The organism is Paracoccus halophilus, assembly GCF_000763905.1.
Classification (GTDB): Bacteria; Pseudomonadota; Alphaproteobacteria; order Rhodobacterales; family Rhodobacteraceae; genus Paracoccus; species Paracoccus halophilus.
In genome coordinates this window covers 116403-138571 of sequence record NZ_JRKN01000002.1, presented here as the reverse complement: position 1 = coordinate 138571, position 22169 = coordinate 116403, and the positions used below count along the sequence as shown (strand labels likewise).

Annotated in this window: 19 protein-coding genes; 12 read left to right on the top strand and 7 right to left on the bottom strand. The window is 64.9% G+C overall.

Annotation, left to right across the window (positions count from 1 at the left end; genetic code table 11):
- Positions 1–54: 54 nt before the first annotated feature.
- From IT41_RS01995 to IT41_RS01975, 5 genes are all read left to right on the top strand, one after another.
- Positions 55–579 (top strand): hypothetical protein, encoded by a 525-nt coding sequence (locus IT41_RS01995; protein ID WP_036738376.1) that lies wholly within the window; start codon positions 55–57, stop codon positions 577–579.
- A gap of 68 nt (positions 580–647) precedes the next feature.
- Positions 648–2159 carry an Asp-tRNA(Asn)/Glu-tRNA(Gln) amidotransferase subunit GatB gene (gatB, locus tag IT41_RS01990; protein ID WP_036738374.1) on the top strand — a complete coding sequence of 504 codons (1512 nt, stop codon included), beginning with the start codon at positions 648–650 and terminating at the stop codon, positions 2157–2159.
- Between the two features lie 440 nt (positions 2160–2599).
- On the top strand, positions 2600–3073 hold the full coding sequence (locus IT41_RS01985; RefSeq protein WP_036738369.1) for a hypothetical protein: 474 nt from the start codon (positions 2600–2602) through the stop codon (positions 3071–3073).
- Between the two features lie 140 nt (positions 3074–3213).
- Complete coding sequence (locus IT41_RS01980; RefSeq protein WP_036738367.1) at positions 3214–5388, top strand: DUF3141 domain-containing protein; 2175 nt, start codon at positions 3214–3216, stop codon at positions 5386–5388.
- Positions 5388–6347, top strand: coding sequence for a phosphate acetyltransferase (locus IT41_RS01975; RefSeq protein ID WP_052081231.1), 960 nt, complete (start codon positions 5388–5390; stop codon positions 6345–6347). The genes IT41_RS01980 and IT41_RS01975 overlap by 1 nt, the downstream gene beginning before the upstream one ends.
- 51 nt (positions 6348–6398) lie before the next feature.
- On the opposite strand, the gene IT41_RS01970 is transcribed toward IT41_RS01975, so the two are convergent.
- Entirely contained in the window at positions 6399–7217 is an 819-nt protein-coding gene (locus IT41_RS01970) for a sugar phosphate isomerase/epimerase family protein (RefSeq protein WP_036738365.1), read from the bottom strand.
- A gap of 292 nt (positions 7218–7509) precedes the next feature.
- Between IT41_RS01970 and IT41_RS01965 the strand changes: the two genes are divergently transcribed.
- The 5 genes from IT41_RS01965 (at position 7510) to IT41_RS01945 (ending at position 13041) form a co-directional block, all read left to right on the top strand.
- Positions 7510–9150 (top strand): ABC transporter substrate-binding protein, encoded by a 1641-nt coding sequence (locus IT41_RS01965; protein WP_036738363.1) that lies wholly within the window; start codon positions 7510–7512, stop codon positions 9148–9150.
- Between the two features lie 101 nt (positions 9151–9251).
- Positions 9252–10241, top strand: coding sequence for an ABC transporter ATP-binding protein (locus IT41_RS01960; RefSeq protein ID WP_036738361.1), 990 nt, complete (start codon positions 9252–9254; stop codon positions 10239–10241).
- Complete coding sequence (locus tag IT41_RS01955) at positions 10238–11224, top strand: ABC transporter ATP-binding protein (protein WP_036738359.1); 987 nt, start codon at positions 10238–10240, stop codon at positions 11222–11224. The genes IT41_RS01960 and IT41_RS01955 overlap by 4 nt, the downstream gene beginning before the upstream one ends.
- 10 nt (positions 11225–11234) lie before the next feature.
- On the top strand, positions 11235–12161 hold the full coding sequence (locus IT41_RS01950) for an ABC transporter permease (RefSeq protein WP_036738356.1): 927 nt from the start codon (positions 11235–11237) through the stop codon (positions 12159–12161).
- 13 nt (positions 12162–12174) lie between these two features.
- Positions 12175–13041, top strand: a complete 867-nt coding sequence (locus tag IT41_RS01945; RefSeq protein ID WP_052081230.1) for an ABC transporter permease — start codon at positions 12175–12177, stop codon at positions 13039–13041.
- Between the two features lie 44 nt (positions 13042–13085).
- On the opposite strand, the gene IT41_RS01940 is transcribed toward IT41_RS01945, so the two are convergent.
- From IT41_RS01940 to rocF, 4 genes are all read right to left on the bottom strand, one after another.
- A complete protein-coding gene (locus tag IT41_RS01940; RefSeq protein ID WP_036738354.1) occupies positions 13086–13511 on the bottom strand; it encodes a GlcG/HbpS family heme-binding protein in 426 nt (141 codons plus the stop codon).
- Positions 13512–13588: 77 nt separating this feature from the next.
- The gene (nhaC, locus tag IT41_RS01935) at positions 13589–15013 is read right to left on the bottom strand and encodes a Na+/H+ antiporter NhaC (protein WP_036738353.1); all 1425 of its coding nucleotides are present in this window, start codon (positions 15011–15013) and stop codon (positions 13589–13591) included.
- Between the two features lie 96 nt (positions 15014–15109).
- Positions 15110–16162 (bottom strand): ornithine cyclodeaminase, encoded by a 1053-nt coding sequence (locus IT41_RS01930; RefSeq protein WP_036738350.1) that lies wholly within the window; start codon positions 16160–16162, stop codon positions 15110–15112.
- Between the two features lie 16 nt (positions 16163–16178).
- Complete coding sequence (gene rocF / locus IT41_RS01925; protein WP_036738559.1) at positions 16179–17105, bottom strand: arginase; 927 nt, start codon at positions 17103–17105, stop codon at positions 16179–16181.
- A gap of 126 nt (positions 17106–17231) precedes the next feature.
- Here rocF and IT41_RS01920 point away from each other — a divergent pair, with 126 nt between their 5' ends.
- Together IT41_RS01920 and IT41_RS01915 are read left to right on the top strand one after the other, a co-directional pair.
- The gene (locus IT41_RS01920; protein WP_052081229.1) at positions 17232–17690 is read left to right on the top strand and encodes an Lrp/AsnC family transcriptional regulator; all 459 of its coding nucleotides are present in this window, start codon (positions 17232–17234) and stop codon (positions 17688–17690) included.
- Positions 17691–18291: 601 nt separating this feature from the next.
- Positions 18292–19605, top strand: a complete 1314-nt coding sequence (locus IT41_RS01915) for a hypothetical protein (RefSeq protein WP_081967429.1) — start codon at positions 18292–18294, stop codon at positions 19603–19605.
- A gap of 55 nt (positions 19606–19660) precedes the next feature.
- On the opposite strand, the gene IT41_RS21830 is transcribed toward IT41_RS01915, so the two are convergent.
- Together IT41_RS21830 and IT41_RS01910 are read right to left on the bottom strand one after the other, a co-directional pair.
- Positions 19661–19834 (bottom strand): transposase, encoded by a 174-nt coding sequence (locus tag IT41_RS21830; protein WP_414811545.1) that lies wholly within the window; start codon positions 19832–19834, stop codon positions 19661–19663.
- 177 nt (positions 19835–20011) lie between these two features.
- Positions 20012–21943 (bottom strand): calcium-binding protein, encoded by a 1932-nt coding sequence (locus IT41_RS01910; protein WP_052081228.1) that lies wholly within the window; start codon positions 21941–21943, stop codon positions 20012–20014.
- Between the last annotated feature and the right edge of the window lie 226 nt (positions 21944–22169).

Genomic DNA, 22169 nt, shown 5'->3' with positions numbered 1-22169 from the left:
CGTGGCTGATCTGTCCCGGTAACGTTCGCGCGATTGATTTTTCGGGTAAAGATCATGCCGTTCATTATTGCTCTTCTGGGCCTTGTCCTGGCTGCCGGGGTTTGGGCCTGGCGTATCCGCATGGCGGCGCAGGTCAGCCGCGATCTGGCCGATATGGCAGGCGATGTGATCTCGGCCGCGCGGCGGCTGGGCTTTCGCCGCCGCCTGAACGTGCATCCGGTCGAAAGCATCGAGGAACCGGCGCTGGCCATCGCCGGCATCGGCATCGCCTTTCTGGAACTGTCCTCGCTGCCCACGGCCGAACAGCAAAAGCAGCTCGGCGATTCGATTGCCCGAAACTGCAACGAATCCCAGACACGCGCCGATGAGCTGATGATCGTCGGCCGCTGGCTGGTCAGCGAATGCAAGGGGCCGCAGACCGCCATTCCGCGCCTGACCAAGCGGCTGTACCAGCTGGACAAGACCGCCTTCCAGCCGCTGCTGTCGGTGCTGGACGATGTTGGGCAGGCGGGCGGCAGCCTCAGCCCGCGCCAGCGCGACGCGCTGGATGAGGTCAGCCGCGGCATGAAGCTGTCCTGACCCCCGCACCCTTGCCCGCCCGCCGCCAAAGTCCTAGAAGGCAGGGCAATCTTGCCAAGGGAAATGCCATGCTGGACCATCTGAGCTTCACCGCCCCGGAACCGAAGATCATTCAGGGCGCGAAACAGGATTGGGAACTGGTCATCGGGCTGGAGGTCCACGCCCAGGTCAGCAGCAAGGCGAAGCTGTTCTCCGGCGCCTCGACCGGCTTTGGCGCGGAACCGAACAGCCATGTGGCCTTTGTCGATGCCGCCATGCCCGGCATGCTGCCGGTGATCAACGAATTCTGCGTGGCGCAGGCGGTCAAGACCGGCCTCGGGCTGAACGCCGCGATCAACCTGCGCTCGGCCTTCGACCGCAAGAACTATTTCTACCCGGACCTGCCGCAGGGTTATCAGATCAGCCAGCTTTACCATCCCATCGTCGGCGAGGGCGAGGTGATCGTGGACATGGGCCCGGGCGTCGCCCGCCGGGTGCGCATCGAACGCATCCATCTGGAGCAGGATGCCGGCAAGTCGATCCATGACATGGACCCGAACCTGTCCTTTGTCGATCTGAACCGCACCGGCGTCGCGCTGATGGAGATCGTCAGCCGTCCCGACATCCGCGGCCCCGAGGAAGCGGCGGCCTATGTGTCGAAGCTGCGCCAGATCATGCGCTATCTGGGCACCTGCGACGGCAATATGCAGAACGGCAACCTGCGCGCCGATGTGAACGTCTCGGTCTGCGCCCCTGGCGCCTATGAGCGCTATCAGGAGACCCAGGATTTCCGCCATCTGGGCACCCGCTGCGAGATCAAGAACATGAACTCGCTGCGCTTCATCCAGCAGGCGATCGATTACGAGGCCCGCCGCCAGATCGCCATTATCGAGGATGGCGGCAAGATCGTGCAGGAAACCCGTCTCTACGATCCCGACCGGGGCGAAACGCGGTCGATGCGCAGCAAGGAAGAGGCGCATGACTACCGTTATTTCCCCGATCCCGACCTGCTGCCGCTGGAGATCGAGCAGGCCTGGGTCGATCAGATCGGCGCCTCGATGCCGGAACTGCCCGACGCCAAGAAAGCCCGTTTCGTCAAGGAACTGGGCCTGTCGGAATATGATGCGGGCGTGCTGACCGCCGAGGTCGAGAATGCCGATTATTTCGAGGCTGTCGCCGCTGGCCGCGACGGCAAGCAGGCCGCGAACTGGGTCATTAACGAACTGTTCGGCCGCCTGAACAAAGAAGGGCTTACGGTCGAAACCTCACCCGTTTCCGCCGCCCAGCTTGGTGGCGTGATCGACCTGATCGCATCGGGCGACATCTCGGGCAAGATCGCCAAGGACCTGTTCGAGATCCTCTGGACCGAGGGCGGCGAGCCGGCCGCGATCGTCGAGGCGCGCGGCATGAAACAGGTCACCGATCTGGGCGCCATCGAGGCAGCGGTGGACAAGATCATCGCCGAAAACCCGGCTCAGGTCGAAAAGGCCAGGCAGAACCCGAAACTGGCCGGCTGGTTCGTCGGTCAGGTGCTGAAAGCCACCGGCGGCAAGGCCAACCCGACGGCGGTCAACGAACTGGTCAGCCGGAAACTGGGCTGAGAAGAAATCCGGCGCCCGGCCTGTCAGGCCCCGGAGCGCCGGACCTGGTGCCGCGCGCCAGCAGGGAATGACGGGCCGCCTGCGGCCTTTTGTCGCATGGAAGGCGCCAGCGTTTCAGGATGCGCGCATGTCACCGTAACGTCGTCTTGCCGCATCATACTGGATTCCCGACACGGATCATCCTGGTAACGGTGGCGCGACGGTGCCATGAAAGCTGGTGTCTTGTTTTGCTGGACAGTTCTTTTCCTGTGTCGGTTCGGATGGCTTGCGATCACGGATCGCTTTCGCAATACTCGGGCTATCGAGAGAGGATTCTGTAGCTGTATCGCAGGTATAGCGACGCGACGTTCCGACCGGCCGGCTATGGAAATGTCGCTTGGATATCCCATCTAGGGGCTGTCTTAGCGCGCGATTTTTTGTCCAAGCAGTAGGGTATTGCCATGACCGATGAGACCACCCCTTTCCCCGCTGACGAGCACGATCTCTTGCTGTCGGTCAAGGAGCTGAGGCAGATCTTCGCCGAGGCCGAATCGGAAAAGGCCCAGCAGGCCGGGGTCGCCTCCAGCAATGCGGAAAAGCAGCGCCGCGAGCTTATTGAAAGGCTCAAGTCCAACGAGCCGATCGACGAGAAGATGATCGAGAACTTTCTCTACCGCCTGAAGCAGGTCGCGCTGAAGGGCAAGGAAGAGATCATGGTCGGCCGCTTTCCCAACGAGCTTTGCACCGATCGCGGCCGCGCCATCAATCAGGCCGAGGAGGATTGGCCCGAGACGCTGACCGGACGCCCCCGGCAGGTCTATGAGTTGTGGCGCGAGCATCTCAAGCCGCTTGGCTACAAGTTGAAGGCGCAGATCGTGGACTGGCCTCATGGCATGCCCGGAGATGTGGGGATGTTCGTCGCCTGGGAGCTTTGATGAGCCCCGGCTGCTGAAATTCGCCCTGTCCGGCGTTCTCGACGGAATTGCCGGGCAAGTTATTCACCGATGGCGCGGTTGACGACATGCCGGAAAGCAGCCGGCCGGTGGCCGCACGTCTCATATGACAGAGCTATGATATGGCACATACCGAATTGAACTTTCCGAACAATCCATGGGTTGAATACATGCGCGACGCGATGGAGCGCTCGGTCCTGTTTCTGGACATCCTGCGCCAACGCGGCAACAATTACGAGGAACAGATCGTGCGCGTCGCGCCGAACGTGCTGAGCTTCAGCGCGGAAGTGATCAGCGACGGGCGCAGCTTCGAGCGTCCGGTGAACTATGCGCTGGTCCGGATCACCCCGCCCGAAGGGGTCGTGGTCGATCCCAGGAAGCGGCCCTTCATCGTCTTCGATCCGCGCGCCGGCCACGGGCCGGGGATCGGCGGGATGAAGCATGACAGCGAGATCGGCGTCGCGTTGCAGGCCGGTCATCCGTGCTATTTCGTGGGCTTCCTGCCCGAGCCGATGCCGGGCCAGACCGTCGAGGATGTCTGCCGCGCCGAGGCCGAATTCATTCGCACCGTCGCCGAGCTGCATCCCGAAGCCGAGGGCAAGCCGACCCTGATCGGCAATTGCCAGGCCGGCTGGCAGATCATGATCACCGCCGCGCTCGATCCCGAGATTGCCGGCCCGATCCTGCTGGCGGGCGCGCCGCTGTCCTATTGGGCGGGCGTGCGCGGCAAGAATCCGATGCGCTACCTGGGCGGCAATCTGGGCGGCAGCTGGATGACCTCGCTGACCGGCGATGTCGGCGACGGCAAGTTCGACGGCGCCTGGCTGGTGTCGAATTTCGAATCGAACAATCTGGCCAATACGCTGTGGAAAAAGCAGTACAACGTCTATTCCAAGGTCGATACCGAAGGGCCGCGCTATCTTGAATTCGAGAAGTGGTGGGGCGTTCCGGTCCAGCTCAACGCCGAGGAAATGCAGTTCATCGTCGACGAGCTGTTCGTGGGCAACCACCTGACCGCCGGCGAAACGATCATGAGCGACGGCGCCCGCGTCGATCTGCGCAAGATCCGTTCGCCGATCATCGTGTTCTGTTCCTGGGGCGACGACATCACACCGCCGCAGCAGGCGCTCGACTGGGTGACCGATCTTTACGACGATGTCGACCAGATCATCCAGAACGGGCAGACAATCATCTATTGCCTGCATCAGAGCATCGGCCATCTGGGCATCTTCGTCTCGGGTTCGGTGGCGACCAAGGAGCATGAGGAAATCACCCTCAACATGGAGATGATCGATTCGCTGCTGCCGGGTCTTTACGAGCTGGAACTGTCCGAACTGGGCGAGTCGGTCGAGAATCGCGAGCTGATCGGCGGCAAGCACCTGGCCCGGCTGGTGCCGCGCACGCTGGACGACATCCGCGCGCTTGGTCACAATTCGGACGAGGATGAGCGCAAGTTCGCCGCCTCGGCGCGCGTGTCCGAGATCAATCAGGGCCTGTACCGGTCGCTGGTCAGCCCCTTCGTGCGGGCCTTCTCGACGCCAACCAGCGCCGAGATCCTGCGCGAGATGCATCCCAACCGGATCGCCTATCGCATCTTTTCCGATCGCAACCCGGTCATGTCCCAGGTCGCCGAAATGGCCGAGAATATCCGCGCCGACGGGCAGCGTCATCCGGTATCGCCGGATAACCTGTTCCTGCAATACGAGAAATTCGTCTCCTCATGGGTGACCAACAGCCTGGAGATCGTCGGCAAGGCGCGCGAGGTCTGGGCCGAGACGATGTTCCATTCGATCTATGGCTCGCCGGTGCTGCAGGCTGCGGTCGGGTTGAAATCCGACCATGCGCGGAACGCCCGCCGCGCCTCGGGCGTGGTCCGGCAGATCGACACCTCGCTGGATCTGGAGGCCGATCAGACCAAGGGCGGCCTGCTCGAGGCCGGCATGCGGGCGCTGATCTATGTGCTGCATGGTAGCGGCGTCGATGAGCGTCAGTTCAACGCGCTCGAGCAGATCTACAAGGCCGCGTCGGACGGCAAGACGCTGTCCGTTTCCGCGCTGAAGGCGATCCTGCGCCGGCAGGCGACCTTGCTGCGCGCCGATCCGGAACGCGCCATGGCGGCGATTCCGCGGATGCTGTCCGAGGATGCCGCCCGCAACAAGGCGGTCGTCGAGACGATCGAGAAGATCGTCGGCGCCAAGGGCAAGCTGGAGCCGGTCACCGCGCAGCGTCTCAAGGAAATCCGGGTGCTGTTCGGCGTCGATGGCCGCGCGACCCCGATCCGCAAGGTTGCCGGGTGATGGCCGTGGACATCGTTCAGAAAGCGCCGGTCCGGGAAAAATACCAGGCCCTTATCGACCGCGCGGCGGCGGCCGGCAGCGTCGGGGTGGCGGTCGCCCATCCCTGCGATGCGGTGTCGCTGCGGGGCGCGGTCGAGGCGGCGCGGATGGGGCTCATCCGTCCGGTTCTGGTCGGCCCGCGCGAGCGCATCCAGGACGTGGCGGCCGATAACGGCATCGACATATCGGGCTTTCCGATCGTCGATGCCCTGCACAGCCACGATTCGGCGGCCAAGGCCGTCGAACTGGTGCGCAAGGCCGAGGTCGAGGCCCTGATGAAAGGCAGCCTGCATACCGATGAGCTGATGGGCGCCGTCGTGTCGCGCGCCTGCGGCATCCGGACCGAAAGGCGGATCAGCCATTGCTTCGTGATGGATGTGCCGGGCCATGAGGACGCGCTGCTGATCACCGATGCGGCGGTCAATATCGCCCCGACGCTGGAGGAAAAGGTCGATATCGTTCAGAACGCCATCGACCTGGCCCAGGCGCTCGGCACGCCCGAGGTGCGGGTGGCGATCCTCTCGGCGATGGAAACCGTCAACCCCAAGGTGCCCTCGACGGTCGAGGCGGCGGCGCTGTGCAAGATGGCGGATCGCGGCCAGATCACCGGCGGCGTGCTGGACGGGCCGCTGGCGCTGGACAATGCGATCAGCATGCAGGCGGCCGAGGTCAAGCATATCGTCTCGCCGGTGGCGGGGCGCGCCAATGTGCTGGTTGTCCCCGATCTCGAGGCCGGAAACATGCTGGCCAAGAGCCTGACCTTCCTGGCCGGGGCGGATTGCGCGGGCATCGTGCTGGGCGCCAGGGTCCCGATCATCCTGACCAGCAGGGCCGATTCGCTGGTTACCCGCCACGCCTCATGCGCGGTCGCCGCGCTGATGGCGGCGGCGCGGCGCGACAAGGCGACGATGGCCGCCTGACGCAAGCGCTGCGCCGGCATGGCCGGCGCAGACACGGGGCCTGATCCGCCGTCAGCGGGCCAGGCCCATGTCTTGAAGATAGCGGGCCGAGGGCAGGATGGCCTCCTTGTCGCGCAGCTCGAGGATCAGGCGGGGCTGGTCGCCCAGAGGCGCCAGCGCCGCGAAGACCGAGGGCCACAGGATGTTGCCGTGCCCGATCCGCCAGTGCCGGTCGGCATGGCCGTCGGCATCCTGCAGATGGACATGGTGCAGTCGTTTCCCGGCGCGGGTCACATAGTAATCCACCGGCGGCGCCCCGGTCGAGCCATGGGCGTAATGCGCATGCCCCGTATCCAGCGAGACGGCGACGGCCGGGCTGTCGAAACTGTCGGCCAGCAGGCAGCGCGAATCGGGATCCTTGTCCTCGATGTTTTCCAGAACCATGGTGACACTGGCGCCCTCGGCCCGGGCGATGACCGGGTCCAGCGTGGCATGGACCAGCTCGGTCACCTCGTCGCGCGCGCCCGCGATATTGTCGAAATTGTTGTAATTCCAGGTGGTATAGGGGCTGTGGATGACCATCTGCGTGGCGCCCAGGGCCTCGCAGACCGCAAGCCCCTGTTCCATCCGCCGGGTCACCAGCGCACGCATGTCGGGGTCGGGATTGGCCAGGCTCAGCCCCCAGAACGGGCCGTGAATGCCCAGCCGTCCGGCATGGCCGTCCAGCAGCCGGGCGGCGCGGTCAACCAGCGGCTGCCAGTCGCCGTTCAGGACATCGGCGGTGATGAAATCCTGCAATTCCAGGTCGCGCGGCTCGGCCAGCATCCAGTCACGCAGGGTTTCAAACGTGTCGAGCGGCATTGCCGCGCCAAGCAGGGGAAGGGTGCTCATGCTCAAAATCCTGTTCAAGGGGTGCCCGGCGGGCAATGGATCCAACGCCGCCTTAGGCCAACGGGATGACAGCTCCGTGACCGGCCGGGGCGCTTCCCGCCGACCGCCGGCAATGTCACCCGATCGTCGTGAAAGCATCGTGCCGCTGTCGTGCTGGATTGCTTTACCGCCTGTATCCGGCGCGTGCCCGGCCATGCGCAGAGCGGCTTGTGATGACGGCTCTGCCGGACCCGCCCGGTGAAAATTTCATCATCCCCGGCCCCTACGCATGCCGGGGCGGCAGGAGAGTAAGATGATCAGACTCAATCGACGCCACGCGCTCGGCCTGATGGGCGCGACGGCGGGCGGCCTTGTCCTTCCCGGCTACCTGCGTGCCCAGGGTGCCCGTCCCTCCGTGACGGTCGCGGTGCAGAAGATCACCAATAACAACACGCTCGACATCTGGAACGAACAGTCCAATGTCGGCGAGCGGGTGTTCTTTCCCAATCTGTGGGAGGGGCTGATCCTGCGCGACTGGATGGGCGATCAGGGTCCGCTGCCGGGGCTGGCCACGGAATGGAGCAGGATCGACGACAGGACGCTGCAGCTCAGGCTGCGCCAGGGGGTGAAGTTCCACAATGGCGACGAGATGACCGCCGAGGATATCGCCTTTTCCTTCTCGCCCGAGCGGGTTTTCGCCGATACCCAGCCCGCCGGCGGCACGACCATCTACGCCGAGAATTACAAGCCCGCGACCGGCAAGGATCTGCCGGCCAATGTGCCGGGCATCGGCCGCCGTCTCTGGCCGGCGCTGCAAGGCATCGAGATCGTCGACAAATATACCGTCCGGCTGCGCAATGCCGCGCCCGACGTGACGCTGGAGGGGCGCCTTTACTCTCATGGCAGCCAGATCGCCAACCGGCGCGCCTGGGACGAGGCCGCGAGCTATGCCGAATGGGCCGCCAAGCCGATCACCACCGGCGCCTATATGGTCGGCGACTATCGCCCCGACGTGTCGCTGACCCTGCTGGCCTTTGACGATTACTGGGGCGGCCGTCCGCCGCTGGAAAAGATCGTCTTCGTCGAGGTGCCCGAGGTCGCGAGCCGGGTGAACGGCCTGCTGTCGGGCGAATATGATTTCGCCTGCGACCTGCCGCCCGACCAGGTGGCGCAGGTGCAGGAAACCGACGGTTTCGAGGTGCAGAACTCGACCATCTGGAACCACCGGATTTCCGTCTTCAACACCGAAAACGAAATCCTCGCCGATCCGCTGGTGCGCCGGGCGATGACCCATGCCATCGACCGCGAGGCCATCGTGCAGGCGCTTTGGGGCGGCATGACCGTCGTGCCGCCGGGCCTGCAATTCGAGAGCTTCCGCGGCTCGGACATGTTCATCGACGGCTGGGCGCCGCCCGAGTTCAACCCCGCTCTGGCGCGGGAACTGCTGGCGCAGGCCGGCTACAAGGGCGACGCCATCCCGTTCCGGCTGCTGAACAACTATTACACCAACCAGGTCTCCAACGGTCAGATCATGGTCGAGATGTGGAAGCAGGTCGGCCTGAATGTCGAGATCGAGATGAAGGAGAACTGGGGCCAGATCCACGAGCCGGTCGGGGTGAAGGGGGTGCGCGACTGGTCGGCCTCGAACACGATCAACGATCCGATCACGCCGATGGTGGTGCAGTTCGGCCCGAATGGCGAGGTCCAGCAAAAGCGCGACTGGACGAATGCCGAGATGAACGAACTGTCGCAGGTGATGGAAAGCTCGACCGATCGCGCGCAGCGCAAGAAGGCGATCGCGCGGATGCTGGAAATCGCCGAGCGCGACGACCCGGCCTATCAGGTCCTGCATCAGAACGCCGTCTTCACCGGCATGCGTTCCGATCTGAACTGGAAGGCGGCGCCGGCATTCGCGATGGATTTCCGCGCCGGGAACTGGCCCGGAAAAGCCTGAGCCGGCCCTGTAGCAATATCCCCGGCCGGCCCGTTCCCGGCCGGGGCATCCGGTCAATTGTCCGGCCGCGTCGCATCCGGTCCGGACAGGAAGGAAGACACATGGCCAATCTGGTCGAGATCCGGGATCTGCGGGTCGCCTTTGACGGCGTTGCGGTTCTGCACGGGATCGGTCTTGAGGTGGCGCCGGGCGAAGCCCTGGGTCTGGTCGGCGAATCCGGCTGCGGCAAATCCGTGACCTGGCTGGCGGCCCTGGGGCTGCTGCCGTCCAAGGCAAGCATCGACGGCTCGGTCCGGCTGCAGGGGCAGGAGCTTTGCAATGCGCCGCGCAGCAGGCTGGAACGCGTGCGCGGCGGCCGGATCGCGATGATCTTCCAGGACCCCGCCAGCGCGCTCAATCCGGTGATCCGGGTCGGCCGGCAGCTCTGCGAGGCCCTGCGTCTGCATCGCGGCCTGACCGGCGCCGCGGGCCGGGCCGAGGCGCTGCGGCTGATGGACATGGTCGGCATTCCCGATGCGCGGGGGCGTTTCGGCCTGTATCCGCATGAGTTTTCGGGCGGCCAGTGCCAGCGCCTGATGATCGCCATGGCGCTGGCCGGAGAGCCCGAATTGCTGATCGCGGACGAGCCGACGACCGCGCTGGATGCCACGATCCAGGCGCAGATCCTGGATCTGCTGGCACGGCTGCGGGCCGAGACGGGCATGGCCGTCGTCTTCATCAGCCACGATCTGGGCGCGGTGGCGCAGGTCTGCGACCGGGTCTGCGTGATGTATGCCGGCCGCATTGTCGAACAGGGAAGCGTGGCGCAGCTTTTCGGACATCCGCGCCATCCCTATACCCGGGGGCTTTTCGACGCGATCCCGCGGCTTTACGGCCCGCGCGGCGCGCTGGTTCCGATCTCCGGCACGGTGCCCGATCCGCGGCACCCGCCGCCCGGCTGCGCCTTTGCGCCGCGCTGCGCGCATGCGCATGGCTTCTGCGCCACGCAGGTGCCGCGATTGCTGCCGCAGCGCGACGGCCGCCATCTGGCCTGCGCCTTTCCCCTGCCTGAAAGGGACCCGCAGCGCGATTACGAGGACGCCCTGACATGAGCGCGCTGATCGAGGCCGAGGATCTCGTCCGGGTCTATGCGACCCGTCAGGGCCTGTTCGGCCGCGCGGTGCCGGTGCGCGCGGTGGACGGCGTCAGCCTGCGGGTCGCGCGGGGCGAGACGCTGGGCATCGTCGGCGAAAGCGGCTCGGGGAAATCGACGCTGGGCCGGATGCTGCTGGGCGTCGATCCCGCGCAGGGCGGGGTGGTGCGTTTCGATGGCGCGCCGCTGCCCGACAAGGGAACGCCCGCCTGGCGGGCGCTGCGGGCGCGGCTGCAGATGGTCTATCAGGACCCGCTGGCGGCGCTGGACCGGCGCCTGCCCATCGCGCGCCAGATCCGCGAGCCGCTGGATATCCATGCGCGCGGAGACGATGCCGCCCGCCGCGCGCGCGTGGCCGAGCTGATGCAATCGGTGGGGCTGCGCGCCGATCAGGCCGGGCGCTACCCGCATGAGCTGTCGGGCGGCCAGAGGCAGCGGGTGGTGATCGCCCGCGCGCTGGCCTGCGCGCCCGAACTGCTGGTCTGCGACGAGCCGGTCTCGGCGCTGGATGTCTCGATCCAGGCGCAGGTGGTCAACCTGCTGCGTGGCCTGCGCGGCGAGAACGGGCTGGCGATGGTCTTCATCAGCCATGATCTCAAGGTGGTGCGCAACCTCTGCGACCGGGTCGCGGTGATGTATCTGGGCCGGATCGTCGAGGAGGGGCCGGTCGAGCGGCTGTTCGCCGCGCCGCGCCATCCCTATACCCGGGCGCTGATCTCGTCGGTGCCCGACCCCGGGCAGCCGCTCAAGGGGCGCATCATCCTGCAGGGAGAGCCGCCGAACCCGGCGAAACGGCCGCCCGGCTGCGCCTTTTACCCGCGCTGTCCGCAGGCCAGCGGCATCTGCCGCGCCGAACTGCCGCAGATGCGCGCCACGGGGCAGGGGTGCCGTGCCGCCTGTCATCACCTGGACGGCGCGGACCCCGTTCCGCAGGCCGCGTAAGGAGGACCGGATGATCCGTTTCGTGTCCCTGCGCCTGCTGCGCGCCCTGGTCACGGTGCTCGCTGTGATGACCTTTTCCTTTGTCGTGCTGCGCATGTCGGGCGATCCGGCCGAGGTGCTGCTGGGGCCGGATGTGCCGCAGAACGTCATCGACGCCTTTCGCCGGCAATGGGGGCTGGATGCGCCGCTGTGGCGGCAATACCTGTCCTATCTGGGCGCGATCTTCCAGGGCGATTTCGGCCTGTCCATGCGCGACCGCGCGCCGGCGCTGGATCTGGTGCTGGAACGCGTGCCCGCCACCCTGATGCTGACCGTTCCGGCGCTGATCCTGAAGCTGGGCATCGGCATTCCCGCCGGAATATTCGCGGCGCTGCATCGCGACAGCGCCATTGACCGGGGCGTGATCTTTCTGGCCATCCTGGGCTTTACCATCCCCTCCTTCGTCATGGGGCTGGTGCTGGTGCTGATCTTTGCCGTCACGCTTGGCGTGCTGCCCTCGGGCGGGTTCGGCACCTGGCAGAACGCGATCCTGCCCGGCATCACCATTTCGATCGGCGGCATCGGCATCATCGCCCGCTTTTCGCGTTCCGCGATGATCGAGGTGCTGGGCCAGCCCTATATCCGCACCGCTTCGGCCAAGGGCGTGAAATGGCACGATGTGGTGCGCGGCCATGCGCTGCCCAATGCGGCCATTCCGATCGTGACCATCGCCGGTTTCATGGTCGGCTCGCTGATCGCCGGCGCGGTGGTGGTCGAGACGATCTTTTCCTGGCCCGGCATCGGGCGCTTGCTGATCGTCTCGGTCTCGAATCGCGATCTGGCGGTGGTGCAATGCATCCTGCTGCTGATTGCGGCGGTGATGGTGACCGCGAACCTGATCGTCGATCTGCTTTACGGCTGGCTGGATCCGCGCCTGCGGACCGGCACGGCCCATTGACCGGGGAAGGAACATGACCGCGACGAACCCGCCCGATCTGCTGGCCCGCGACGACCGCCGCCGCCCGCGCGCCGCGATCCCGACCGCGGTCGCGCTTGGCCTTGGCTGGCTGGCCCTGATGGTGCTGTGCGCCATCCTTGCCGATCTGCTGCGGCCCTATGACATCACCCAGATGGATCTGTCCGCGCGGCTCATGCCGCCCTTGACGCCGGGCCATTGGCTGGGCACGGACGAGCTGGGCCGCGACGTGCTGTCGCGGCTGATCCAGTCGGTGCGGGTCTCGCTGGTGATCGCCTTTGGCGCGACGGCGATCTCGGCCGCCTTCGGCACCACGCTGGGCTTTCTGGCGGCGCGGTTCCGGGGTCTGGTCGAACAGTTCGTGGTCATGCTGGCCGATTTCCAGGCGGCGCTGCCGTTTCTGATCATGTCGCTGGCGGTGCTGGCCTTTTTCGGCTCGTCCATGCTGCTGCTGGTCTGCCTGATGGGCTTTTACGGCTGGGAGCGCTATGCCCGCATCGCGCGCGGCCTGGCCATCGCGGCCGGGGCGCAGGGCTATGCGGCGGCGGTCGAGCAGCTGGGCGCGACGCCGCGCCGGCTGTATCTGGGCCATATCCTGCCCAATGTCGCCTCGACGCTGATCGTGTCGATGACGCTGACCTTCCCCGAGATCATCCTGATGGAATCCGGCCTGTCCTTTCTGGGGCTGGGCGTGCAGCCGCCCGAGACGAGCCTGGGCAATATGGTCGGTTTCGGGCGCGATTATCTGACCACCGCGCCCTGGATCATGCTGGCGCCGTCGGTGGTGATCATGATCACCACGCTGTCTATCTCGCTGGTGGGGGACTGGCTGCGCGACAGGCTCGACCCGACGGTGCGATAGGGCCGCCGGGCCGCGTGTCGGCCCGGCTGATCGCGCCGGATGGCTCAGCCGCCGTCGGCGGTAAAGCCCGCGGCCTCGATGGCGCGGCTGGCGCAGGTTTCGTCATTGTCGGAACTGTCGCCGGTGATGCCGATTGCGCCCAGGATGCGGCCGTCGCGCCGGATCAGGACACCGCCCGGCACCGGCACCAGCGCGCCGCCCGCCAGCGCGTTGACCGACTGGATGAAATAGGGCTGCTCTCTGGCGCGTTCGAAAATCGCCCGCGATCCCATGCCAAGCGCGATCGCGCCCTTGGCCTTGCCCTGCGCGATCTCGGCGCGCAGCGTGCTGGTACCGTCCTGCCGCAGCAGGACCTTGAGCTGCCCGGTCGCGTCGACCACCGCGACGGTGATCGGCTTGAGCTTCATCTCGGCCGCGAATTGCAGGCAGCTGTCGGCCATGCCGCGCGCGTCTTCCAGCGTGAGTTCCATGAATGTCTCCTCCCTCGGATCGCCGACGGGCGGGTGCCCGGCGTTGGGCGGTTCATGCAGGATTCGGGCCGGCTTTTCTAGGCTCGCGACGTTGAAACTGTTTTCGCCTCGGGCTCGATCCGCCAGATCGTCCAGCCCATGACCCCGAACAGGATCGTGACCAGCGGCGATAGCCAGCAGAAGAAGTTGAACGGCAGATAGGCGATCGTCGCCACGCCCAGCGTCGCCGCCTGATAGGCGCCGCCGGAGTTCCACGGCACCAGGTTGGCGGTCACCGTGGCGCTGTCCTCGACCGCGCGGGACAGGTTCTCGGGTGCGATCCCGCGTTCGCGATAGGCCTGGGCATAGGTGCGCGCGCCCATGACGATGGCCATGTACTGGTCGCACAGGATCAGGTTGGCGCCGATGCCGGTCAGCACGGTCGAGACGATCAGCGAGCCGGTGGATTTCGCCGCCCGCAGGATCCGGTCGGCCACGATCTTCAACTGGCCGGTCCGCTCCATCACGCCGCCGAACATCATCGCCACGATGATCAGCGAGATGGTATAGAGCATGCTTTCCATGCCGCCGCGCGACAGCAGGCTGTCCACATCGGCGATCCCGGTTTCGGCGGTAAAGCCGCCAAAGGCCACATTCACCAGTTCCTTGTACCCGGCGCCCTGAAGCCCGATTGCGCAGATCGCGCCGGCGATGACGCCAAGGGTGATCCCGGGAATGGCGGGCATCTTGCGATAGCTGACGAACAGCACCAGAAGCGGCGGCAGAAGCAGGACCGGATTGATGGTGAAATTCTGCTCGAGCGCGGTCAGCATCGCCTGAATCCGGTCCAGATTTCCGTCGCCGCCGCCATAGCGAAAGCTCAGCGCGACCTCGATGATCATGGTCAGCGTCATCGAGACGCCCGTGGTGTAGGACATGTGCTTGATGTGGGTGAACAGATCCGTCCCGGCCATGGCGGGGGCAAGGTTGGTGGTGTCGGAGAGCGGCGACATCTTGTCGCCGAAATAGGAGCCGGACAGGACCGCGCCGGCGACGATGGGCAGGGGAAAGCCCAGCCCCGAGCCGATGCCCATCAGCGCCACCCCGATCGTCCCGGTGGTGCCCCAGCTTGTGCCGGTGGCCAGCGAGGCGATGGCACAGATGATCACCGTCACCGGCAGGAACACCGCGGGCGAGACCATTTCCAGCCCGTAATAGATCAGCGTCGGCACCACGCCGCCCAGGATCCAGACACCGATCAGGATGCCGACGACCAGCAGGATGATCATTGCCGGCAGCGCATTGGCAATGCCCTGCACCATGCCGTCCTGCACGCTGTCCCATGAGAACCCGCAGCGCAGGGCGACCAGACTGGCCACGATCACCCCCAGCAGCATCGGGATCTGCGGGTCCAGCCCATAGATCACGATCGAGATGCTGATGCCGACGATCAGTGAGAACAGCGAGATCAGCGCCTCGGTCAGGGTGGGCGGGCGTGCGCCCCTTGGAATATCCGTTTGCATGTCGATTCCCTGTCTTGAGAAAGAATGAAATGACGATTCCGGCGCCGCGACCCGGCGCTTCTGCTTTTTTCCTGATTTTGTCGGGGAGAAGCGGCCTCAGCCGGCGGCGCGCATCAGCATGCCGTAGAGGTCGCGGGGATCGTCGGGATCGGCGATCATGTCCAGTTGCTGGTAAAGCCGCGAGGTTTTCAGCCGGTCGCGCAGATAGCGCAGGGCGCTGAAATCCTCGATGGCGAAGCCGACGCCGTCGAACAGCGTGATCTCGGTCGCCGAGCTTCGGCCCCGCGCCTGCCCGGTGATCACCTTCCAGATCTCGGTAACCGGGAAATCAGGGGGCATCTGCTGGATCTCGCCCTCGATCCGGGTCTGCTCGGGATATTCCACGAACACGGCCGAGCGTTTCAGGATATCGGGATGCAGTTCCGTCTTGCCCGGGCAATCGCCGCCAATGGCGTTGATATGGACGCCCGCGCCGACCATGTTGTCGGTCAGGATCGTGGCATATTGCTTGTCGGCGGTGCAGGTGGTGATGATCTCGGCGCCCTCCATCGCGGCCTGCGCGGAATCGCAGGCGCGCAGCACCAGACCCGAGCCATGCAGGTTGCGCATGGCCTTTTTCGTGGCCGCGGGGTCGATATCGTAAAGCTGCACGGTCTCGACCCCGCAGATTGCCTGAAAGGCCAGCGCCTGAAATTCGGATTGCGCGCCATTGCCGATCATCGCCATGGTCCGGGCGCCCCGGGGCGCCAGATGTTTCGCCACCATCGCGCTGGTCGCGGCGGTGCGCAGGGCAGTCAGCAGCGTCATCTCGGTCAGCAGCACCGGATAGCCGGATCCGACGCTGGCCAGCAGGCCGAAGGCGGTGACGGTCTGCAGCCCCTCTCTGGTGTTCTTGGGATGGCCGTTCACATATTTGAACCCGTAATCCTCACCGTCCGAGGTCGGCATCAGCTCGATCACCCCCTCGGCCGAGTGGCTGGCCACGCGCGGGGTCTTGTCGAACAATTCCCAGCGACGGAAATCCTGCTCGATGTAATCGGCGAGCCCGGTCAGCATCTCGCGGAGGCCGGTTTCATGGATCAGCTTCATCATGTTCTCGACGCTGACAAAGGGCACATAGGCCAGTCGCGACGGCAGCGGGGCGTTCATCGGGTTCTCCTGTCTCTCAGAAAGGGCGGTTGGGGCGGTCGATGACGCGCCGGCCAAAAAGCGAGGCGGTCAGATCGATCATCAGGCGCGCGGTCTTGCCGCGTTCGTCCAGCATCGGGTTCAGCTCGACCAGATCGAGCGAACTGACCAGCCCGCTGTCATGCAGCAGTTCCATCACCAGATGCGCCTCGCGGAAGGTGGCGCCGCCGGGAACCGTGGTGCCGACGGCAGGCGCGATCGCAGGGTCGAGGAAGTCCACGTCCAGACTGACATGCAGAAGACCGTTTTCCTGCCGCACGCGCTCCAGAAACTCGCGCAGCGGGCGCACGATGCCGGTCTCGTCGATGTCGCGCATGTCATGGGTCAGGATGTCGCTGGATCTCAGCGCCGCGCGCTCCTCGGTATCGACCGATCGTAGTCCGATCATGCAGACCCGCGCAGGATCGACCTTGGCGGCCAGTTCCGGAAAGCCGTCGAAACCATCGCGGCCGGTCAGATAGGCCACGGGCGTGCCGTGAAGATTGCCGGAATCCGAGGTGACGGGCGTGTGGTAATCGGAATGCGCATCCAGCCACAGCACGAAAAGCGGCCGGCCTTCGCGCCCGGCATGGGCTGCCATCGCCGCCACCGAGCCCAAGGCCAGCGAATGATCGCCGCCCAGAAAGATCGGCATCCCCTGCGTCGCGGCCTGTTGCCCGGCCTCGATCAGCGCCTCGGTCCAGGCGACACATTCGGCCATCCGATGCACGCGGTCATTCACCGGCACCACCTCGCGCAGGGGCGCGGGCGCCAGATTGCCCAGATCGCGCACCTCGCGACCCAGATCGCGCAGGATCGTGGTCAGCCCCGCCGCGCGATAGGCATCCGGCCCCATGCCGCAACCGGCGATCCGTTGCCCGGATTCCACCGTCGCCCCGATCAGAAACAATGTCTTGTCAGCCATGGTCATCGCCCATCCTGTGTTTGAAATCGTCGAAACCAGTATCGCTGACTATTACGGATGGATTTCAGCCCTCATTTTGCGCAAAATGAAGGAATAATATTCATATCGGATGGATAGCCTTCCATTATGGACGAAACAGACAAGAAGCTGATCGCCTGCCTGCGCCACAATGCGCGGGCCAGCCTGTCAGAACTGTCGCTGACTCTGGGCCTGTCGCGCACCACCATCCGCACGCGGATGGAGCGGCTGGAGCGCAGCGGCGTGATCCTGGGCTACAGCGTCGTGCTGCACGAAGACACTATGGTCAGCCCGGTGCGGGGGCTGACATTCCTCAGGATCGAGGGGCGCGGCACCGACCGGGTGCTGCGCAAGCTGACCGGGTTGCCCGCCGTGCAGGCGGTGCATTCCACCAATGGCGCATGGGATCTGATCGTGACGCTGGGCACCGAAACCCTTGAGGAACTGGACCTGGTATTGGCCGAGATCCGCCGCTTCGAGCATGTCGCCAATACCGAGACCAACCTGATGCTGGCCGCGAAACGGGCGACCGGCAGGGACCGTCCGGGGGGACGGGCAGGGCGATGATGCGGCGGGAAAGCTGCTGGTCCTTTTGGCCAAATTACCGCATTCCGTGGCCGCCCGCGCGCCGTTTTCCCGGCCGCGATTGCGAAGGCGCGGCAGAAATGCCGCATGCGTCAAGCAATGTGCCGACATTCCGGCTTACGCCAAAATTTCGCGTCAGGGTTTGCGCTCGATGGGGCCTCACAACAGCCTAAGGCCTTGACGGTGTTCGGGCCTTCCCCAAGGGAATCGGCAGGAATTCGCTGGCCGATTCGGAATTGGTCGACAAGCTTTTGTGGCTGAGGCAATCTTGCTTTTGAGAGCGACCGGACGGGCACTGTGCCCCAGACCCGTCCGGTCTCGCCGTACCTGCAAAAGAGAAAATCGTTGAACGGCTGCCGAAACCGTGCATCGAAACTGACGCAGCGTGAACCTGACTTTATAGTGAGGTTTGCGCTGATTTTGCTTGAATGTGGTCGAAAAAGGCCTGTATTCGACCGGTTCGGCCTGTCCTTGTATAGGGTTTTATGACCATGACGCCTATCTCTGCGATAGGTTAGACAGATCATGTCGCGCTCTGGTTGCCGAATGCGCGACGGAGCTTGCATCCAAGGGGCGGGCGGCAATGGGAAAGAATCAGGACGACGGGAACGGCGACGACGCCAAGGGCGGCAAGGCCAGGGATGGCGCCGCCATGCGCGAGGCCCGGCGCGAGGCCAATCGCCGCGAACGCGCTGCGCGCCGGGCCAGCCGACAGGCCGAGCGCGCGGCGCGAAAGAACAAGCGCAGCGGCTCGTCCCCGGACCAGCCTACCCGCGCGCCGGCCCCTGAGCCGGAGGCGAATGGCGCGGCGCCGGTGCCGGTTGTGGCGCCGCCCGAACCCGTGGCGCCGCGACCCGCCGGACCTGTGCACAGACCTGCCCGGAAAGGCCCGGGGAAGGATCATCTGCCGGCGCCAGAGTTCAATATCCTGATCATTGGCCAGAATGGCCGGCTGGGCGTCGAGGCGGCGCTTTTCGCTGCCAGTCTGCGGCGCAATTCTCCGGGCTGGAAGGGGCGCCTGATCGTGGCGGAACCCGAGCCCAAAGGCGCCTGGCAAGGGGTGAATACGCGTATTCCCGACCCGGTCCGTGATGTGCTGGCGGCCCATGGGGCGGAACTGCTGCCCTTTACCGCGACGCATTTCGGCCGCGACTATCCCTATGGCAACAAGATCGAGGCGCTGTCGCTCTTGCCGGCGGACCGGCCCTTCATGTTCTTTGACAGCGATACGCTGATTATCGGTGAACTGGCCGCCCTGGCGCTTGATTTCTCGCGCCCCTCCGCCTCGATGCGGCGCAGCGCGACCTGGCCCGAGCCGCCGCTTTACGGCCCGGGCTACACGCAGATATGGAAATCCCTCTATGAGCGTTTCGGGCTGGATTTCGCCGCCTCGCTGGACCGCAGCCAGCCCGACGAGCACTGGGAGCGATATCTGTATTTCAATGCCGGCTGGTTTCTTGGCGCGGATGCGCAGGAATTCGGCCGGCGTTTCGCGGAATATGCGCTGGCCATCCGCGATGCGCCTGGGGACGAACTGGCCTGCCAGAGCCTTGATCCCTGGCTGGATCAGATCGCGCTGCCGCTGGTCATCCATGCCTTGGGAGGCGGGCGTCCCGGGGCGGAGCTGGACGGGCTGGATGGCGATGTGAGTTGCCACTATCGCAACCTGTCGCTGCTTTATGCCCGCGAATCCGATGCGGCTGTCGCGCTGATCGAGGATCTGGCCGCCGATCCGCAGATCGCGCCACTTCTGGCGGGTGACGAGGCTGCGCAAAGGCTGATCTTCGGCGGCGAGGGACGCCAGCATATCCGGCCGATGTTCCAGGCCGAAAACCCGCAACCCGCCGAGCAGGCGATACGCCACCGCCTGCGCAAGCAGGGGCTGTGGTTTCGCTAAAGTTGCCGACTTTCAAGCTGAGACATGTCGAGCGGCTTTGAAGTGGTTCCAGCACTCACCCGGGGGCGTACAGATCGCAGATTTTGGCGATTGCAGCGAAGAAGCCCGTGACGGTACGCGCGCCGATACGGCGCAGGCGGGCTCTCAGTTTTGAGAAGGCCATTTCTACCGGATTCAGGTCGGGGCTGTGGGGTGGCAAGAACAGGAACCAGCATCCTGCGTTGCACATTGCCTTTGCGGCTGCCACACCGCGATCACTACCCGCCACAGGTCGTGCGTCCGGCACGAGCGTCATCCGGCAAGCACGGCCCGACAACGCCCCGAGCAACAAGAAGGCACGATCCTGTGCGAACCGTGCCTTCCCGTGTCGCGGGTTGCGCCAATACCTTGCGCAGTCGGAAAAGAGCTACAAAATAAAATCCTCCGCGACATATTGGTCTGCCGTGACCGCGCCATCCTGAAGCCGGATGAGCATTTCGGCCTGCGCGTCATTGTCGGTATTGACATAGACCACGCTTCTTGAACCGCTGGTGCCCAGCCACAGCGTGCCTGCGCCGCCGGCGGTGGTGCCATTGAAGACAAAGGCCTGGTTGCCGCCCACAAGATCGTTGGCGTCGATGCGCGCCAGATGGATGCGGTCGCCCAGGGCGGCGCCCGCGCCCTCGAAGTCGCGGATCATGTCGGTGCCCACGCCCGGCGCGGATTCGTCCAGCGCACGGAACTGGAACATGTCCCTGCCGGCGCCGCCGGTCAGCAGATCGCCGCCGGCATCGCCGCGCAGCCGGTCGTTGCCGTCATTACCGAAGATGACGTCGCTGCCGGCCCCGCCATTCAGCAGGTCGTTGCCGGCCATCCCCTGCAGCCTGTCATTGCCGCTATAGCCAAAGGCGACGTCATTGCCGCCACCGGTCACGATGCGGTTCGCGTCTGCGGTGCCATAGACCTGATCATTCCCGTTCGAGGTCAGGACATTCTCGAAGTTGACGAAACTTTCGCCGGCGATATTGGTATTCCCCGAGCCAAGCGAAATGATGTAGTCGTTCTTGTAGGTGCGTGCGTCCAGCCAGTCGGCGCCGGCGCCGCCGTCCAGCGTCTCGTTTCTGCCCAGCACGGGGAACATCACGTCATTGCCGTCATCGCCGTAATACTGGCCGGCGCCGCTGGACACGATGCGATCATTGCCCGCGCCGCCAAAGACCGTATCGGCACCGGCGACCGCCTCGAGCGTGTCGTTCCCGTCGCCGCCGCTCATGTAGTCGTTGCCGCCGCCGCTGCGCAGCGAGTCATTGCCCAAGCCGCCGTAAAGCGAGTCATTACCGGTCAGGCCGTGGATATCGTCATCGCCCTGATTGCCATAGATGCGGTTGACCCCCGAGGTTCCGACAAGCAGATCGTCGCCGCCGCCCGAATACAGATGCTCGAAATTCTCGAAGCGTTCACCCGTAAAGTTGGTGCCGCCGCTGGTCAGGTTGACGCTGTAGTTTCCGCTGAAGGAACTCGTATACAGCCAGTCGTCGCCTATCCCGCCATCCAGCGTTTCAACGGCGCCAAGCCCTGCATGGATGGTGTCATTACCTTCATCGCCGTAATACCGACCGCCGATACCGGCCACGATGATATCGTTGCCTTCCTCGCCGGCTACCGTATCCCGGCCGGTGCCCCGGATGGTGTCATTTCCAGTGCCGGCGGCGATGATATCGTTGCCGCCCCTTCCGTCGATATAGTCGTTGCCCGCGTTGCCGTAGATCCTGTTGTCACCATCGGTTCCGCGCAGGGTGTCGTTATACACTCCGGCAACAATATACTCGAAGTTGTAGAACCTTTCTCCCGCGAGATGGGTGAAGCCGCTGGCGAGGTCCACGGAATAGGCACCGTTATATTCCGCCAGAGTGAGCCAGTCGATCCCGGCGCCGCCGTCCATCGTGTCGTTGCCGCCGATCGCACTGACAAACATAGAGTCGTCGCCACCATTGCCATAAGAATAGCCCGAACTGCTGGCATAGATCGTGTCGTTTCCGTCGCCGCCAGTGATCCTATCGGTTCCGCCTCCGCCGATGATGTAATCGTTGCCCGTTCCGCCGCTCAGATAGTCGTTGCCTGCGGCGCCATAAAGCGTATCAGCCTCCTCCCCGCCATAGAGACGGTCGTCGCCCGCGTCACCATAAAGCGTATCAAGGCCAATCCCGCCATAGACATAGTCGTTGCCGAGGCTGCCGGTCATAAGGTCATTGCCTTCAAGACCGTAAAGGGTGTCGTTGCCACCCAGGCCGTGAATTGTGTCGGCCACATTCGTGCCGGTTATCAAGTTGTCGCCGCTGTCACCATCTATATGCGCCATATCTTCCTCCTGTTGCTGCGTTTGCTTCTGTCTTCATTGCCCTGCACGTTAACTATAGAATCGGCCCCGTGAAACGAGCGTGAACGCAGGGCAACGATTTGATCGCGCTTGCGAAATCGTTTCGACTCGCTTCAGTATGACACCATTGCGGCCGCGCCGCGATACAGGGCGGCTCAACCGGCCGGGCGGGATTGCCCTGCGCGCGCCACGGGGCTATCGCAGGGGG

What these genes read in the sequence shown, in the direction of transcription:
- IT41_RS01915 (WP_081967429.1), top strand. Translation starts at nt 18,292, where the DNA reads ATGGGAAAGAATCAGGACGACGGGAACGGCGACGACGCCAAGGGCGGC.
- rocF (WP_036738559.1), bottom strand. Translation starts at nt 17,105, where the DNA reads ATGGCTGACAAGACATTGTTTCTGATCGGGGCGACGGTGGAATCCGGG.
- IT41_RS21830 (WP_414811545.1), bottom strand. Translation starts at nt 19,834, where the DNA reads ATGTGCAACGCAGGATGCTGGTTCCTGTTCTTGCCACCCCACAGCCCC.
- IT41_RS01980 (WP_036738367.1), top strand. Translation starts at nt 3,214, where the DNA reads ATGGCACATACCGAATTGAACTTTCCGAACAATCCATGGGTTGAATAC.
- gatB (WP_036738374.1), top strand. Translation starts at nt 648, where the DNA reads ATGCTGGACCATCTGAGCTTCACCGCCCCGGAACCGAAGATCATTCAG.
- IT41_RS01970 (WP_036738365.1), bottom strand. Translation starts at nt 7,217, where the DNA reads ATGAGCACCCTTCCCCTGCTTGGCGCGGCAATGCCGCTCGACACGTTT.
- IT41_RS01920 (WP_052081229.1), top strand. Translation starts at nt 17,232, where the DNA reads ATGGACGAAACAGACAAGAAGCTGATCGCCTGCCTGCGCCACAATGCG.
- IT41_RS01930 (WP_036738350.1), bottom strand. Translation starts at nt 16,162, where the DNA reads ATGAACGCCCCGCTGCCGTCGCGACTGGCCTATGTGCCCTTTGTCAGC.
- IT41_RS01910 (WP_052081228.1), bottom strand. Translation starts at nt 21,943, where the DNA reads ATGGCGCATATAGATGGTGACAGCGGCGACAACTTGATAACCGGCACG.
- IT41_RS01960 (WP_036738361.1), top strand. Translation starts at nt 9,252, where the DNA reads ATGGCCAATCTGGTCGAGATCCGGGATCTGCGGGTCGCCTTTGACGGC.
- IT41_RS01965 (WP_036738363.1), top strand. Translation starts at nt 7,510, where the DNA reads ATGATCAGACTCAATCGACGCCACGCGCTCGGCCTGATGGGCGCGACG.
- IT41_RS01950 (WP_036738356.1), top strand. Translation starts at nt 11,235, where the DNA reads ATGATCCGTTTCGTGTCCCTGCGCCTGCTGCGCGCCCTGGTCACGGTG.
- IT41_RS01995 (WP_036738376.1), top strand. Translation starts at nt 55, where the DNA reads ATGCCGTTCATTATTGCTCTTCTGGGCCTTGTCCTGGCTGCCGGGGTT.
- IT41_RS01985 (WP_036738369.1), top strand. Translation starts at nt 2,600, where the DNA reads ATGACCGATGAGACCACCCCTTTCCCCGCTGACGAGCACGATCTCTTG.
- IT41_RS01940 (WP_036738354.1), bottom strand. Translation starts at nt 13,511, where the DNA reads ATGGAACTCACGCTGGAAGACGCGCGCGGCATGGCCGACAGCTGCCTG.
- IT41_RS01955 (WP_036738359.1), top strand. Translation starts at nt 10,238, where the DNA reads ATGAGCGCGCTGATCGAGGCCGAGGATCTCGTCCGGGTCTATGCGACC.
- IT41_RS01975 (WP_052081231.1), top strand. Translation starts at nt 5,388, where the DNA reads ATGGCCGTGGACATCGTTCAGAAAGCGCCGGTCCGGGAAAAATACCAG.
- IT41_RS01945 (WP_052081230.1), top strand. Translation starts at nt 12,175, where the DNA reads ATGACCGCGACGAACCCGCCCGATCTGCTGGCCCGCGACGACCGCCGC.
- nhaC (WP_036738353.1), bottom strand. Translation starts at nt 15,013, where the DNA reads ATGCAAACGGATATTCCAAGGGGCGCACGCCCGCCCACCCTGACCGAG.